This window comes from Pseudomonas sp. B21-040 (genome assembly GCF_024748695.1).
In the GTDB taxonomy this organism is placed as follows: domain Bacteria; phylum Pseudomonadota; class Gammaproteobacteria; order Pseudomonadales; family Pseudomonadaceae; genus Aquipseudomonas.
Genome location: NZ_CP087176.1, coordinates 1,100,746 through 1,116,752, shown reverse-complemented (window position 1 = coordinate 1,116,752; position 16,007 = coordinate 1,100,746). Strand labels below are relative to the sequence as shown.

The following is a 16,007-nucleotide window of genomic DNA, read 5'->3' as shown; positions in this document are numbered from 1 at the left end:
CAGTTAACCCGCTTTTAGTTTACCCAGACCCGAGCGTTACGGAACATACGCATCCAAGGTGCATCTTCGTTCCAGTCTTCCGAACGCCACGAGTTCTGCACGGCGCGGAACACACGTTCCGGGTGCGGCATCATGATCGTTACGCGACCGTCGCGGCTGGTCAAACCGGTGATCCCGCGCGGCGAGCCGTTCGGGTTGGCCGGGTATTTTTCGGTGACCTTGCCGTGGTTGTCGACGAAACGCATCGCCACGCAACCCGACAGATCGGCTTCCAGCAGTGCTTCTTCGCTGGCGAACTCGGCATGGCCTTCGCCGTGAGCGATGGCGATCGGCATGCGCGAACCGGCCATGCCTTGCAGGAAGATCGAGTTCGACTCCTGGACCTGAACCATGGCCACGCGTGCTTCGAACTGCTCGGAGCGGTTACGCACGAAGTGCGGCCAGAACTCGCTGCCCGGGATCAGTTCGTGCAGGTTGGACATCATCTGGCAACCGTTGCACACGCCGAGGGTGAAGCTGTCGTTACGTTCGAAGAAGCCCTGGAACGCATCGCGAGCGCGGCTGTTGAACAGTGCGGACTTGGCCCAGCCTTCGCCGGCGCCGAGTACGTCGCCGTAGGAGAAACCACCGCACGCCACCAGACCTTTGAACTCGTTCAGGTCGACACGGCCGGCCAGAATGTCGCTCATGTGCACGTCGATCGCGTTGAAACCTGCGCGGTCGAACGCGGCCGCCATTTCCACCTGACCGTTGACGCCCTGCTCACGCAGCACGGCAACCTGTGGGCGGATGCCTTTCTTGATGTAAGGCGCGGCGACGTCCTGGTTGACGTCGAAGCTGAGCTTGACGCTCAGGCCCGGGTTTTCTTCTTCCAGCAGCACGTCGAACTCTTGCTCGGCGCAGTCGGCGTTATCACGCAGACGCTGGATCTGGTAGCTGGTTTCGGCCCACTGACGTTGCAGCAGACGACGCTGACCTTCGAACACGGTGTCGCCGTTGAAGGTGATGCTGATCTGGCCGTTGTTCATCGGCTGACCGATCACCGACACGCAGTCGCCCAAGCCAGCCGCGCTGAACTGCGCAAGGATGTCCGGGGTCGAGTCCTGACGAACCTGGATCACAGCGCCCAGTTCTTCGTTGAACAGGATCGCCGCGATGTCGGCGGAGGTTTCCGCCAGGCCGTCGAGGTTCAGGCTCAGGCCGCAGTGGCCGGCGAAGGCCATTTCCACCACGCTGGTCAGCAGACCACCGTCGGATCGGTCGTGGTACGCCAGCAGGTGACCGTCGGCGTTGAGGCCTTGGATCACAGCGAAGAAGGCCTTGAGGTCTTCGGCATCGTCCACGTCCGGCGCTTGCGAACCGAGCTTGCCGTGAACCTGAGCCAGGATCGAGGCGCCCATGCGGTTCTGGCCACGGCCCAGATCGATCAGGATCAGGTCAGTGGTGCCCTTGTTCATGCGCAGTTCCGGCGTCAGGGTCTGACGGATGTCAGCCACAGGCGCGAAACCGGTCACGATCAGGGACATTGGCGAGGTCACGGTCTTGTCGACGCCTTCATCGCTCCAGCGTGTGGCCATGGACATGGAGTCCTTGCCCACCGGAATGGTGATGCCCAGCTCAGGGCACAGTTCCATGCCGACCGCTTTCACGGTGTCGTACAGACGCGCGTCTTCGCCCGGGTGACCGGCAGCGGACATCCAGTTGGCCGACAGTTTGATGTCGGAAATCTTGTTGATGCGCGAAGCCGCGATGTTGGTCAGGGTTTCGCCAATGGCCATGCGGCCCGACGCCGGAGCGTTCAGCAATGCCAGCGGAGTACGCTCGCCCATCGCCATGGCTTCACCGGTGTAAACGTCGAAGCTGGTGGCGGTGACGGCAACGTCAGCCACCGGGACCTGCCACGGGCCAACCATCTGGTCACGAGCCACAAGGCCGGTGATGGTGCGGTCGCCGATGGTGATCAGGAAGCTTTTGCTCGCCACGGCCGGGTGATGCAGAACGCGCTCGACGCAGTCGGCAATCGCCAGCGTCGACGGATCGAAGTCGTCGCCCAGTTCACTTTCGCGAACAGCCGAACGGTGCATGCGCGGCGCTTTGCCCAGCAACACTTCCAGTGGCATGTCCACCGGGCTGTTGCCGAAGTGGCTATCCGTGACAGTCAGTTGCGGTTCGGCAGTGGCTTCGCCGACGACGGCGAACGGGCAACGCTCGCGTTCGCAGATCGCTTTGAAACGCTCGAAGTCAGCCGGGCCGACTGCCAGAACGTAGCGCTCCTGGGATTCGTTACTCCAGATTTCGTGCGGGGCCATGCCCGGCTCGTCGTTTGGAATGTTGCGCAATTCGAAACGGCCACCACGGTCGCCGTCGTTGACCAGTTCCGGGAAGGCGTTGGACAGACCGCCTGCGCCCACGTCGTGGATGAAGCTGATCGGGTTCTTGTCACCCAACTGCCAGCAACGGTCGATCACTTCCTGGCAACGGCGCTCCATCTCAGGGTTTTCGCGCTGTACGGAAGCGAAGTCCAGGTCAGCCGAGCTGGTGCCAGTGGCCATGGAGGAAGCGGCGCCGCCGCCCAGGCCGATCAGCATTGCCGGGCCACCCAGCACGATCAGCTTGGAGCCAACGATGATTTCGCCTTTCTGCACGTGTTCGGCACGGATGTTACCCATGCCGCCAGCCAGCATGATCGGCTTGTGGTAACCGCGAACTTCGTCGCCACGCGGGGTGGTGATCGATTGTTCGAAGGTACGGAAGTAACCGGTGAGGGCCGGACGACCGAATTCGTTGTTGAACGCGGCGCCACCCAGTGGGCCTTCGATCATGATGTCCAGCGCGGTCACGATGCGCTCAGGCTTGCCGTATGGCACTTCCCACGGCTGTTCGAAACCCGGGATTTGCAGGTTGGACACGGTGAAACCGGTCAGGCCAGCCTTTGGCTTGGCACCACGGCCGGTCGCGCCTTCGTCACGAATCTCGCCGCCACTGCCGGTGGATGCGCCCGGGAACGGGGCAATCGCAGTCGGGTGGTTGTGAGTTTCGACTTTCATCAGGATGTGCACCGGTTCCTGCACCGCGCCGTACTGGCGGGTTTCAGGGTCCGGGAAGAAACGGCCGGCGACGTTACCGACGATCACCGAGGCGTTGTCCTTATAAGCCGACAGGACGCCTTCGCTGTGCATCTGGTAAGTGTTCTTGATCATGCCGAACAGGCTTTTTTCCTGGCTTTGACCGTCGATGTCCCAACTGGCGTTGAAGATCTTGTGACGGCAGTGCTCGGAGTTCGCCTGGGCGAACATCATCAATTCGATGTCATGCGGGTTGCGCTTCAAGCCGACGAAGGCATTGACCAGGTAGTCGATTTCGTCTTCGGCCAGGGCCAGGCCCAGCTCGGTGTTGGCTTTTTCCAGCGCGGCACGGCCGCCACCCAGCACGTCGATCGCGGTCAGCGGTTTCGGTTCGGCGTGGCTGAACAGGCCGGCGGCTTGTTCAAGGTTGGCCAGAACGATTTGCGTCATGCGGTCGTGCAGGGCATCACTGATCAGTTGGGCCTGGGCGTCGCTGAACTGGCCGGCGACGTAGAACGCGATACCGCGCTCCAGACGCTGGATCTTGCCCAGGCCACAGTTGCGGGCGATGTCGCTCGCTTTACTGGACCATGGCGAGATGGTGCCGAAACGCGGCAACACCAGGAACAGACGACCGGTCGGCTCTTGTACCGGAACACTTGGGCCGTACTTCAGAAGGCGCGCGAGCACCTGCTGTTCGTCGCCGGTCAGGACGCCGGTAACTTCGGCGAAGTGAGCGAATTCAGCATACAAGCCGCTGACAGCCGGGACCTTCTGGCTCAGTTGCTCAAGGAGTTTGCTGTGGCGAAAGGCAGAAAGGGCAGGAGCGCCGCGCAGGATCAACATCTTCGGGACAGCCTCGGGAAGGGGTGTGCTTTGAGGCCGTGCATTCTAGCCTAAACCGCCCGCGACATCACCCGAAACGGTACGGGTGGCTGCACCCGGGTGTCGGACCGTAGATCCGGGTCTGCAAATGGCGCTTAAAAAGGGTTATTTTTTCTGTCACAAAATGCGCTGCGGACCCATTCCTGCGGGCTCCGGAGCCGTTTTCAATTGCCTAGCAGACAAGCCCTTCGCTGTCGAGATATGGCGGCCGTGGTCCTTTGCGTATACTGCGCAGATGTTTTCCCCAATGGCTTTGCGTCCGCGGTACGCCAAATGGCTGATCGCAACCGGACTCTTCCTGGTGCTCAGTGGATGTGTTGATAAACCCAACACGCTGGAGCGCGTAAAGGAGGATGGCGTGCTGCGGGTGGTTACCCGAAACAGTCCCGCCACCTACTTCCAGGATCGCAACGGTGAAACCGGCTTCGAATACGAGCTGGTGAAGCGCTTCGCCGACGATCTGGGGGTGGAGCTCAAGATCGAGACCGCCGACAACCTCGACGACCTGTTCAATCAGGTGGGCACGCCTAACGGCCCGGTGTTGGCGGCTGCCGGCCTGGTCAGCAGCGAGGCACGCCAAAAGCAGGTCAGGTTTTCCCACTCTTACCTGGAAGTCACCCCACAGGTCATTTACCGCAACGGTCAGTCACGGCCAACCGATGCGGGTGATCTGGTCGGCAAGAAGATCATGGTGCTCAAGGGCAGCACCCACGCCGAGCAGTTGGCTGCGCTTAAACAGAAATATCCCGGCATAGAATACGAAGAGTCCGACGCGGTTGAAGTGGTCGACCTGTTGCGCATGGTCGATGAAGGTCAAATCGACCTGACGCTGGTCGACTCCAATGAAGTGGCGATGAACCAGGTGTACTTCACCAACATTCGCGTCGCCTTCGACCTCGGCGACGCCAGCAACCAGAGCTGGGCGGTGGCCGCCGGCGAAGACAACAGCCTGCTCAACGAGATCAACGCCTACCTCGACAAGGTGCAGAAAAACGGCACCCTGCAACGCCTGAAAGACCGCTACTACGGGCATGTCGATGTACTCGGCTACATGGGCGCCACTACGTTCGCCCAACACCTGCAACAGCGGTTGCCCAAGTACGAGCAGCACTTCAAGGCATACGCCAAAAAAGAAAAAGTCGACTGGCGCCTGCTGGCGGCGATCGGCTATCAGGAATCGTTGTGGCAACCGGCAGTCACGTCCAAGACCGGCGTGCGCGGCCTGATGATGCTGACCCAGAACACCGCGCAAGCCATGGGCGTGTCCAACCGCCTGGACCCCAAGCAAAGCATTATGGGCGGCGCCAAGTACCTGGCCTACATGAAGGATCAACTGGACGAGTCGATTCAGGAACCGGACCGCACATGGTTTGCCCTCGCGGCCTATAACGTTGGCAGCGGTCACCTGGATGACGCGCGCAAACTGGCGGCGAAGGAAGGGCTGAACCCGGACAAGTGGCTGGACGTGAAGAAAATCCTGCCGCGCCTGTCAGAGAAGAAGTGGTACAGCAAAACCCGTTACGGCTACGCCCGTGGCGGCGAGCCGGTGCATTTCGTGGCGAACATCCGTCGTTACTACGACATCCTGACGTGGGTCACGCAGCCTCAGCTTGAAGGTGACCAAGTGGCTGAGGGCAAACTGCTTGTACCTGGGATCGACAAGACCAAGCCTGCTCAAGAGCCTGCGCCGCTTTAACTATCACCAAAACACAATGTGGGAGCGGGCTTGCCCGCGATAGCAGAGTGTCAGTTAACGATTCTATTGACTGACACGACGCCATCGCGGGCAAGCCCGCTCCCACAGGGTTTTGTGTTTGCTCTTTAAGCTTTTGCGGCGGCCAGGATCAACGCTTTCATCTCCGACACCGCCGACTTGAAGCCGACGAACAACGCATGCGCCACCAGCGCGTGGCCGATGTTCAGTTCATTGATACCTTTGATCGCTGCCACCGCTTCTACGTTGTGGTAGTGCAGACCGTGCCCGGCGTTGACGATCAAACCCTGAGCCAGGCCAAACGCGACACCGTCAGCCACACGCTTGAGTTCTTCAGCCACCTCCGTCGGCGTCTCGGCATCGGCGTAACGACCGGTGTGCAGCTCGATGGCGGGGGCACCGACGCGGCGTGAAGCTTCGATCTGCCGCTCATCAGCGTCGATGAACAGCGACACCTCACAGCCAATCTTGGACAGGCGATCGACGGCCGCTTTAATTCGCGCTTCCTGCCCTGCTACGTCGAGGCCACCTTCGGTGGTCAGTTCCTGACGAGTCTCCGGGACCAGGCAAATGTGCGCCGGACGGATGCGCTCGGCGAACACCATCATTTCTTCGGTGACGCCCATTTCGAAGTTCATGCGGGTTTGCAGCACGTCCTTGAGCAGCAGAACGTCGCGCTCCTGGATGTGCCGACGGTCTTCGCGCAAATGCACGGTGATACCGTCAGCGCCCGCCTCTTCCGCATCCAGCGCTGCCTTGACCGGGTCCGGGTAGCGAGTACCCCGAGCCTGACGCAGGGTGGCAACATGGTCGATGTTCACGCCAAGAAGAATGCGATTGCTGGTGGTCACGGAAGCGCTCCTGAAGAAGGTAAATTCGGTGCACAGCATACGGGGAGACTACGGCTTGCGAAACAACTCGCGACTGACCAGCGGACGACCGCCCAGATGGACAGCAAGCGCCTGACGCATCAAACGCTTGGCCGCTGACAGTGCGCCGGGGGCGGACCAGTCGGCATCGGCCATGGCCAGCAGCTCGGTGCCATTGAACAGACCGGGTTGCAGCAGGTAGACCCGCTCCAGGCCCGCGTCCACCTGCAGACGGTAGAGCCCGTCCGGGGCAATGAGCTCGCCATGGATATCAATGGTCAGTGCAAAGCCGTAACCGAGATCGTCCAGCAGGCGCCATTCGAAGGAGCGCAACAACGGCTCCAGCGGACGACCCTCCGCTAACGCCAGCAATGTCGCAGCATAGTGATCGAACACAGCGGGATGAGGGTCTTCGGCGGGCAGCAGACGAATCAATAGCTCATTGAGATAGAGGCCACTGAACAGCGCCTCGCCATTGAGCCAGGTCGATACACCGGCGCTTTCCATGCGACCGACATTCTTCAACTCCCCCCTCCCACGGAACTCGACCTCCAGCGGCACGAATGGCCGCGCCAACGTCCCGGCCTTGCCCCGCGCACTGCGCAACACCGCCCGCAGCCGACCTTGCGGCGTGAGGAAATCCACCAACGCACTGCTTTCGCGGTAGGCGCGGGAGTGGAGAACGTAGGCGAGTTGGCCGATGGGAGGGTGTGACATGGACGTCAGGGTTCTCTGTGAGCGAGCGCAATTTTACAAACAACCAAAACCAATGTGGGAGCGGGCTTGCCCGCGATGGCGGACTCACATTCAACATCTCTGCCGAACATTACATCCTCATCGCGGGCAAGCCCGCTCCCACAAGGTTCTACGGTGTCTCAGCAACCGAGACTTTACAGGTCGCCGTAACCCAACGAACGCAACGCGCGCTCGTCATCGGACCAGCCGCCTTTCACTTTGACCCAGAGGTTGAGCATGATCTTGGAGTCGAACAACAGCTCCATGTCCTTGCGCGCCTCGGTGCCGATGCGCTTGATGCGCTCGCCCTTGTCACCAATGATGATTTTCTTCTGGCCGTCACGCTCAACGAGGATCAAGGCATGAATGTGCAGGGTCTTGCCCTGCTGCTTGAACTCTTCGATTTCGACGGTGATCTGGTACGGCAACTCGGCACCCATCTGGCGCATGATCTTCTCGCGCACCAGTTCTGCGGCGAGGAAACGGCTGCTGCGGTCAGTGATCTGGTCTTCCGGGAAGAAGTGATCGTTTTCCGGCAGATGCTCGGCGATCACGCGCTCCAGCGTTTCAAGGTTGTGCCCGTGCTGGGCCGAGATCGGCATGATCTGCGCGTTCGGCAGCTGTTCCTGCAACCAGGTCAGGTGCGGCATCAACTCGGACTTATCTTCGATACGGTCGGTCTTGTTCAGCGCCACGATCAGCGGGCCGGTCACGTATTGGACGCGCTCGAGGACCATCTGGTCTTCGTCGGTCCACTTGGTGCGGTCAACCACGAAGATCACTACGTCGACGTCTTTCAACGCCGCCGAAGCGGTCTTGTTCATGTAGCGGTTCAGCGCCTTTTCGCCGCCCTTGTGCATGCCCGGGGTATCGACGTAGATCGCCTGCACGGCACCTTCGGTCTTGATCCCCAGCATGTTGTGACGGGTGGTTTGCGGCTTGCGCGAGGTGATCGCCAGCTTCTGACCCAGGATGTGGTTCAGCAGCGTGGACTTGCCCACGTTGGGACGGCCGACGATGGCAACATAGCCACAGCGAGTTGCGGTTGTATCAGTCATTGCCATTCTCCACACCCAGGGCAATCAGTGCTGCGGCGGCCGCTACCTGTTCGGCAATACGACGACTCACACCCTGACCTCGGCTTTTTTCGTTCAGTAAGGTGATTTCGCATTCGACGAAGAACGTCCGGCAATGCGGTTCACCCTGGATATCCACCACTTCGTAACGCGGCAGCTCACAGCCACGCGATTGCAGGAATTCCTGCAGGCGGGTCTTTGGATCTTTGTTGGTGTCCACCAGGGTCAAGCCCTCGAACTCCCCGGCCAGCCAGGCCAGTACGCGCTCACGTGCCACGTCCATGCCGGCGTCCAGGTAGATCGCACCAATCAGCGCTTCCAGGGCATCGGCCAGAATCGACTCGCGACGGAAACCGCCACTTTTCAACTCACCGGAACCCAGGCGCAGGTATTCACCCAGATCAAAACCACGGGCCAGTACGGCCAGGGTCTCACCTTTCACCAAGCGTGCGCGCAAACGCGACAGCTGGCCTTCGCGGGCCAGAGGGAAGCGATCGAACAGCGCCTCGCCTGCGACGAAGTTGAGGATGGCATCACCGAGGAATTCCAGGCGTTCGTTGTTGCGCCCGGCAAAGCTGCGGTGAGTCAGGGCCAGGACCATCAGTTCCTGATCCTTGAAGGTGTAGCCGAGCTGACGCTCTAGACGGCTTAAGGAGACGCTCACGGTTTACCCACGCTGAGTTCGTGGTTGGATTCCACCGCCATCGCCGAGAGTCGACGCAGGCCTGGGACAATTAACGCTGTGTTCAAAAATAACGTCCTGAATATCATTGGCTTCATGCTTCCGGCCCCGAAATCTATCGGTTCCAAAAATGCATTCGGCGCTGTGTTCAACAGCGCCGTGTGTGATTACTTGATCAGGCCAACCCGCGAAAAATTCGGCAGGTGACTGAGTTTAGGTTCCGGCCAGCTCATCCAGACTGCGAAGGCCTTGCCGACGATATTCTTGTCGGGAACCATGCCCAGCAGATCCTTGGGAATAGTTGGGTCATCCCAATAGCGACTGTCATTGGAGTTGTCGCGGTTGTCACCCATCATGAAGTAGTGCCCGGCAGGCACGGTCCACGAATGGTCCGGTGTTGCGCGATAGCGGCTCATTTCCTTGCGGATCAGGTGCTCGGCAACGCCGAGTTTTTCCTTATAGAGCTCAGCGCTACCCAGCGTTCCCGGCTCGGAGCCGACCATTTGTTCGGCAATCGATTCGCCGTTGACGAACAGACGCTTGTCAGCAGTGTAGCGAATCTTGTCACCCGGCAGGCCCACTACACGCTTGATGTAGTTGACGTTCGGATCGCTCGGGTAACGGAACACCATCACATCGCCGCGCTGTGGATCACCGACTTCGATGACTTTCTTGTCGATCACCGGCAGGCGGATCCCGTAAGAAAACTTGTTCACCAGAATGAAGTCGCCAACGTCCAGGGTCGGTTTCATCGAGCCGGAAGGAATCTGGAACGGCTCCACCAGAAACGAACGCAGGACCAGCACGATGAACAACACCGGGAAGAACGACTTGCCGTATTCGACCAGCATCGGCTCTTTGTTCAGTTTCTCGACCACCTGCACATCAGGCTGGCTGACGCTACCCTGATAGGAGGCAATGGCGGCACGCCGACGCGGGGCCAGCAAAACCATATCGAGCAACGCCAACAAGCCGCAGACGAACACGGCGATGACCAGCAACAGCGGGAAATTTAGTGACATAGGACCTAACTATCCAACCTGAGCACTGCAAGGAAGGCTTCTTGTGGAATTTCCACGTTGCCGACTTGCTTCATGCGTTTTTTACCGGCCTTTTGCTTTTCCAGCAGCTTTTTCTTACGGCTGACGTCACCACCGTAGCATTTGGCCAATACGTTCTTTCTCAGCGCCTTGACGGTTGTCCGCGCCACAATCTGCCCGCCAATGGCGGCCTGGATTGCCACGTCGAACATCTGCCGAGGAATCAGTTCCTTCATCTTCTCGGTCAACTGGCGACCTTTGTAGTGCGAGTTGTCACGGTGCACGATCAGCGCCAGGGCGTCGACCTTGTCACCGTTGATCAGCACATCCAGTTTCACCAGGCTGGCCGATTGATAACGATCGAAATGGTAGTCCAGCGAAGCATAGCCGCGACTGGTGGACTTCAGACGGTCGAAGAAGTCCAGCACCACTTCGTTCATCGGCAGGTCGTAGGTCACTTGTACCTGGGAGCCGAGGAACAGCATGTCGACCTGTACGCCGCGTTTCTCGATGCACAGGGTAATGACGTTGCCCAGGTGCTCTTGCGGCACAAGAATATTGGCCCGCACGATCGGTTCGCGCATGTCTTCAATCGAGGACAGGTCCGGGAGTTTCGACGGGTTATCGACGTAGATCGTCTCGCCGGTCTTGAGCAGCAGCTCGAAGATTACCGTCGGCGCCGTGGTGATCAGGTCCAGGTTGTACTCGCGCTCCAGGCGCTCCTGGATGATTTCCATGTGCAGCATGCCGAGGAACCCGCAACGGAAACCGAAGCCCAGGGCATCAGAACTTTCCGGGGTGTACTGCAGCGATGAGTCGTTGAGCGTGAGCTTTTGCAGGGCTTCACGGAAATCTTCGAAGTCGTCGGAGCTGACCGGGAACAGACCGGCGTAAACCTGCGGCTGGATACGTTTGAAGCCTGGCAGTACATCAACGTCCGGCGTCGAGCTCAAGGTCAGGGTGTCGCCCACTGGCGCGCCGTGAATGTCCTTGATGCTGGCGATGATGAAGCCCACTTCACCGGCCTTCAGGTCAACGGTAGGGGTGTGTTTCGGGTTGAATACACCGACGCTGTCCACCAGGTGGATCTTGCCGGTGGATTTGACCAGGATCTTGTCGCCCTTCTTCACACGCCCGTGGCGCACGCGTACCAGGGAAACAACGCCCAGGTAGTTGTCGAACCAGGAATCGATGATCAACGCTTGCAGCGGATCTTCGTAGTTGCCAGTCGGTGCAGGAATGGTGGCGACCAGACGCTCGAGCACTTCGTCGACGCCCAGACCGGTCTTGGCCGAGCACTCGACCGCATCGGTAGCGTCGATGCCAATGATTTTTTCGATTTCTTCTTTAACGCGATCCGGATCGGCCTGCGGCAGGTCGATCTTGTTCAGGACTGGCATGACTTCCAGGCCCTGCTCGATCGCCGTGTAGCAGTTGGCAACCGACTGCGCTTCAACGCCCTGACCGGCATCGACCACCAGCAATGCACCTTCACAGGCCGCCAGCGACCGGCTGACTTCGTAGGTGAAGTCAACGTGGCCGGGGGTGTCAATGAAGTTCAGCTGATACTTGATGCCATCGCGTGCGGTGTAATAAAGGGTGACGCTATGGGCCTTGATGGTGATCCCGCGTTCACGTTCCAGGTCCATGGAGTCCAGCACCTGGGCCTCCATTTCGCGCTCGGCAAGGCCACCGCACATTTGAATGAAGCGGTCGGCCAGCGTCGACTTGCCATGGTCAATGTGGGCGATGATGGAGAAATTGCGGATATGACTCAAATCACTCACGGATCAACACTCAAAAAGGCTGCAGGCATAGCCCGCCGAAAAATAGCCGGGAATTGTACCTGATCCGCGGTGCAAGCGTCACGTTCACAGGTCAGACGGCGGGTACAAAAACGCCCCGGTCTTGCGACAGGGGCGTTTCTTCATGGCAGGCAACGACAGGAGAAGCCCGTAATCAACCGGCTCGGCGCAACAGCCAGACACCGGCCAGGGCACAGACACCGGCCGGGATCAGCACCGCAAACAGCGGCGAGAAACCGAACACCAGGCTCGAAGGCCCCAGCAAATCCTGGACGATACGGAAGGTGAACCCCACCAGTACGCCGGTGAATACTCGCTGACCGAGGGTCACCGAGCGCAAAGGACCGAAGATGAATGAGATCGCCATCAGGACGAGCGCGGCGGTGACCAACGGCTGCAATACCTTGACCCAAAACGCCAGCCAGTAACGGCCGTTGCTCAACCCCTGGTCTGCCAGGTAGTGGATGTAACCCCACAGGCCGGAGATCGACAGCGACTCTGGTGCCATGACCACGGTATCCAACAATTGCGGGCTCAGGGCGATTTCCCAGCGCTCGACCGGCGTCGTCACCACTTCGGTGCTCTTTTCATGGAACACCGTGGTCGTGATGTCGGATAGCTGCCAGTGATCCTTGTCGAACTCGGCACGCTTGGCGAAGCTGGATGACAGCATGCGCCGCTCGTTATCAAAGCGATACCGCGTCACGCCATACAGCAGGCCGTTGGGCTGCACGGAGTTGACGTGAATGAACTCCTCACCCTGGCGATGCCACAAGCCGTGCTTGGCGCTTTGCGCATCGCCGCTGCCTTGAGCCAGCGAGCGATTGGCCTGAGCCGTCACTTCGGTGGCCGGCGCGACGTATTCGCCGATCAGTACACCGACTGCCATCAGGATCAGCATCGGCCTCATGACCGCCCAGACGATACGGCCGATCGATACGCCTGCGGCGCGCATGATGGTCAGTTCACTGTTGCTGGCCAGGCTGCCCAGACCAATCAGACATCCGATCAGCGCGGCCATTGGCAACATGTCGTAAAGACGGCGCGGCGCCGTTAGAAAGACGTAGCTGGCCGCATCAAGCAAGGTGTAGGTATCGCTGATTTCCCCCATCTCATCGATGAAGGCGAAGAGCGTCGCCAGGCCAAGAATGATCCCAAGCACGGCCAGAATGGCCACAAACACGCTGCTACCGATGTAGCGATCGAGCTTAACCACGAGCCACCTCCAACGCGCTGCGGCGACTCGCCATTTTCAAGCGCAACGGCTCCCAGTACAGCAATCCGAGACCAATGATCAGGAACAACCCGTGAACCCACCACAACCCCAGGGCAGGCGGAATCTTGCCCTTATCAAGAGCACCGCGAGCGGCAATCAGGATGGTCAGGTAAGCCATATAAAGAAGAATCGCCGGCAGCAACTTGAGGAAGCGACCCTGGCGCGGATTGACTCGCGCCAACGGCACCGCCATCAGGGTCACGATGAAAACCAGCAACGGCAGGGACAGCCGCCATTGCAGTTCAGCGCGCAAGCGAGTGTCGTCGCTGCCGATCAATGAACGGGTAGACATTGCATCACGGTCGGTCACTTCGTCGCTGACGTCCGGTTTTGGCAGCAACACGCCGTACTCGTCGTATTTGATCGCACGATAGTCGGCCTGCCCCGGATTACCGTCGTAGCGATAACCGTTGTCGAGAATCAGGTAGCGGTTGCCGTCCGGGCGGATTTCCTGACGGCCCCTTTCGGCCACCAGCACGGAAATCCCGCGATCCTTCTGGTCAGAGCTGGTGTTTTTTTGCGAAATAAACACGCCGCCCAGTTTGACGCGGTCATCCGTCAGCGTTTCGGTGTAGGTCACGCGAGTTCCGTCACGCAGGGCCTGGAAGCGACCCGGCTCGAGGGTGTCGAACTCGGTCAGGGCGTCCTGCTTGTTCAGCAACAACTGGAACTGATTGGCACCTTGTGGCGCCAGGCCCAGGCTCAACCACGCCACCACCAGCGCAACCAGCGTGGCCGGAAACAGCGTCATGGCGAGCAGACGCTGCTGACTCATACCGGTTGCCGACAACACCGTCATTTCGCTTTCAAGGTACAGGCGACCGTACGACAGCAGGATCCCGAGAAACAGGCCCAGAGGCAGGATCAACTGCAGGAAGCCTGGCAGACGGAACCCCATGATCAGGAACAGGGAGCCGGGATCCAGCAGGCCAGCGGCCGCCTGGGCAAGGTATTTGATAAAGCGACCGCTCATGATGATGACCAGCAGCACGGCGCTGACGGCGCTCAAGGTCAACAGGACTTCGCGGGATAGATAACGGAAGACAATCAAACCAGACACTCCAGGGTTGTCAGGCTAAGGCGGCCAAACAAGCAAACGTATCAGGCGCCCCACAGGACAGGGCCGCCGAAAAAGATGGCGCATTATCCTGTGATTGAGTGCGCCTGTCACTGCGCATGCTCAAGCTGGCGGTCAATGCGTTGAAGATCGTACAACCGAGGGTTGTCAGGCGCAGGGAGCGAGGTTCAAACTGCGGCCTTTGTCGCAGGCCGTGACCTGCGTCTTCCATCTATATAAGCAAGCGTCTGTGCGTCGCCGTTTTGCCCACGCACGTTGACCATTATTCAGGGACCCGGACATGGAACTGGTTGTAAAAAGCGTTAGCCCAGAAACGTTGAAGACCGCCACGCTGGTTGTCGCCGTCGGCGAAGGCCGCAAACTCGGTGCCGTGGCCAAACAACTGGACGAATTGAGCGGTGGTGCGATCAGCGCAGTGCTCAAGCGTGGCGACCTCGCCGGCAAAGTCGGCCAGAGCCTGTTGCTGCACAGCCTGCCGAACCTGAAGGCCGAGCGCGTTCTGTTGGTAGGCGTGGGCAAGGACGAAGAACTGGGCGACCGCCCGTTCCGCAAAATCATTGCCGGCGTACTCAACACCCTCAAAGGCCTGGGCGGCAACGATGCGGTACTGGCCCTGGATGAAGTCGTGGTCAAAGGCCGCGACAGCTACGGCAAGACCCGCTTGCTGGCGGAAACCCTGGTGGACGGCGAATACAGCTTCGACCAGTTCAAGAGCCAGAAAGCCGAACCCCGCGCCCTGAAGAAAGTCACCTTGCTGACCATCAAGGCTGCACAGGCTGAAGTCGAGCGCGCCGTGGCCCACGCCACTGCCATCGCCAACGGCATGGCCTTCACCCGTAACCTGGGCAACCTGCCGCCAAACATCTGCCACCCGACGTTCCTCGGCGAACAGGCCAAGAACCTCGGTAAAGAATTCAAGACCCTGAAAGTCGAAGTCCTTGATGAAAAGAAGATCAAGGAACTGGGCATGGGTTCGTTCTACGCCGTCGGCCAGGGCAGCGCCCAGCCACCGCGCCTGATCGTCATGCAATACAACGGCGGCAAGAAATCCGAGAAGCCATACGCGCTGGTCGGCAAAGGCATCACCTTTGACACGGGCGGCATCAGCCTCAAGCCTGGCTTGGGCATGGATGAAATGAAGTACGACATGGGCGGCGCCGCCAGCGTATTCGGTACCCTGCGCGCCGTGCTTGAGCTGAAACTGCCGATCAACCTGGTGTGCATTCTGGCCTGCGCCGAGAACATGCCGAGCGGCAACGCTTCGCGCCCGGGCGACATCGTCACCACCATGAGCGGCCAAACCGTGGAAATCCTCAACACCGACGCCGAAGGCCGTCTGGTGCTGTGCGACGCCCTGACCTACTCCGAGCGTTTCAAGCCACAAGCGGTGATCGATATCGCCACCCTGACCGGCGCTTGCGTCGTTGCACTGGGCGCCCACACCTCGGGCCTGCTGGGCAACAACGACGAACTGATCGGCCAATTGCTCAGCGCCGGCAAGGCTGCCGACGACCGCGCCTGGCAACTGCCGCTGTTCGATGAATACCAGGAGCAACTGGACAGCCCGTTCGCCGACATCGCCAACATTGGCGGCCCGAAAGCCGGCACCATCACTGCTGCCTGCTTCCTGTCGCGCTTCACCAAGAACCTGAACTGGGCACACCTGGATATCGCCGGCACCGCATGGACCAGCGGCGGCAAGGACAAGGGCGCCACTGGCCGTCCGGTTCCATTGCTGACCCAATACCTGCTGGACCGCGCCAAAGCCTGAAACCGATGACC

General features: G+C 59.9%; 11 protein-coding genes. 2 read left to right on the top strand and 9 right to left on the bottom strand.

Translation table 11 applies throughout. The features are described from left to right. Positions 1 to 14: 14 nt before the first annotated feature. The gene (gene purL, locus LOY55_RS04950) at positions 15 to 3,911 is read right to left on the bottom strand and encodes a phosphoribosylformylglycinamidine synthase (protein WP_109786044.1); all 3,897 of its coding nucleotides are present in this window, start codon (positions 3,909 to 3,911) and stop codon (positions 15 to 17) included. 274 nt (positions 3,912 to 4,185) lie between these two features. Here purL and mltF point away from each other — a divergent pair, with 274 nt between their 5' ends. Further along, the gene (mltF, locus tag LOY55_RS04945; protein WP_223523792.1) at positions 4,186 to 5,646 is read left to right on the top strand and encodes a membrane-bound lytic murein transglycosylase MltF; all 1,461 of its coding nucleotides are present in this window, start codon (positions 4,186 to 4,188) and stop codon (positions 5,644 to 5,646) included. Between the two features lie 125 nt (positions 5,647 to 5,771). Here the strand turns inward: mltF and pdxJ are convergent, their stop codons facing one another. The 8 genes from pdxJ to lptF all read right to left on the bottom strand — a co-directional run bounded on the left by pdxJ (position 5,772) and on the right by lptF (position 14,198). Then, positions 5,772 to 6,515, bottom strand: a complete 744-nt coding sequence (pdxJ, locus tag LOY55_RS04940; protein ID WP_109786046.1) for a pyridoxine 5'-phosphate synthase — start codon at positions 6,513 to 6,515, stop codon at positions 5,772 to 5,774. Positions 6,516 to 6,563: 48 nt separating this feature from the next. Beyond that, positions 6,564 to 7,250 carry a DNA repair protein RecO gene (recO, locus tag LOY55_RS04935; protein ID WP_223523789.1) on the bottom strand — a complete coding sequence of 229 codons (687 nt, stop codon included), beginning with the start codon at positions 7,248 to 7,250 and terminating at the stop codon, positions 6,564 to 6,566. A gap of 173 nt (positions 7,251 to 7,423) precedes the next feature. Next, complete coding sequence (era, locus tag LOY55_RS04930) at positions 7,424 to 8,326, bottom strand: GTPase Era (protein WP_046028999.1); 903 nt, start codon at positions 8,324 to 8,326, stop codon at positions 7,424 to 7,426. Beyond that, complete coding sequence (rnc, locus tag LOY55_RS04925; RefSeq protein ID WP_017340629.1) at positions 8,319 to 9,008, bottom strand: ribonuclease III; 690 nt, start codon at positions 9,006 to 9,008, stop codon at positions 8,319 to 8,321. Before rnc ends, era begins: the two co-directional genes overlap by 8 nt. Before the next feature lie 185 nt (positions 9,009 to 9,193). Further along, the gene (lepB, locus tag LOY55_RS04920; protein ID WP_109786049.1) at positions 9,194 to 10,048 is read right to left on the bottom strand and encodes a signal peptidase I; all 855 of its coding nucleotides are present in this window, start codon (positions 10,046 to 10,048) and stop codon (positions 9,194 to 9,196) included. Between the two features lie 5 nt (positions 10,049 to 10,053). Continuing rightward, positions 10,054 to 11,853, bottom strand: a complete 1,800-nt coding sequence (lepA, locus tag LOY55_RS04915) for a translation elongation factor 4 (protein WP_046028997.1) — start codon at positions 11,851 to 11,853, stop codon at positions 10,054 to 10,056. A 172-nt stretch (positions 11,854 to 12,025) separates the two neighbouring features. Then, positions 12,026 to 13,087 (bottom strand): LPS export ABC transporter permease LptG, encoded by a 1,062-nt coding sequence (lptG, locus tag LOY55_RS04910; RefSeq protein ID WP_109786050.1) that lies wholly within the window; start codon positions 13,085 to 13,087, stop codon positions 12,026 to 12,028. Further along, positions 13,080 to 14,198 carry an LPS export ABC transporter permease LptF gene (gene lptF / locus LOY55_RS04905; RefSeq protein ID WP_109786051.1) on the bottom strand — a complete coding sequence of 373 codons (1,119 nt, stop codon included), beginning with the start codon at positions 14,196 to 14,198 and terminating at the stop codon, positions 13,080 to 13,082. The genes lptG and lptF overlap by 8 nt, the downstream gene beginning before the upstream one ends. Positions 14,199 to 14,505: 307 nt before the next feature. Between lptF and LOY55_RS04900 the strand changes: the two genes are divergently transcribed. Beyond that, entirely contained in the window at positions 14,506 to 15,996 is a 1,491-nt protein-coding gene (locus LOY55_RS04900) for a leucyl aminopeptidase (RefSeq protein WP_109786052.1), read from the top strand. Positions 15,997 to 16,007 lie beyond the last annotated feature (11 nt).

Bases quoted from the DNA above. Each gene is read 5' to 3' on its own strand.
- purL (WP_109786044.1), bottom strand. From the start codon at position 3,911: ATGTTGATCCTGCGCGGCGCTCCTGCCCTTTCTGCCTTTCGCCACAGC.
- mltF (WP_223523792.1), top strand. From the start codon at position 4,186: ATGTTTTCCCCAATGGCTTTGCGTCCGCGGTACGCCAAATGGCTGATC.
- recO (WP_223523789.1), bottom strand. From the start codon at position 7,250: ATGTCACACCCTCCCATCGGCCAACTCGCCTACGTTCTCCACTCCCGC.
- era (WP_046028999.1), bottom strand. From the start codon at position 8,326: ATGACTGATACAACCGCAACTCGCTGTGGCTATGTTGCCATCGTCGGC.
- lepB (WP_109786049.1), bottom strand. From the start codon at position 10,048: ATGTCACTAAATTTCCCGCTGTTGCTGGTCATCGCCGTGTTCGTCTGC.
- LOY55_RS04900 (WP_109786052.1), top strand. From the start codon at position 14,506: ATGGAACTGGTTGTAAAAAGCGTTAGCCCAGAAACGTTGAAGACCGCC.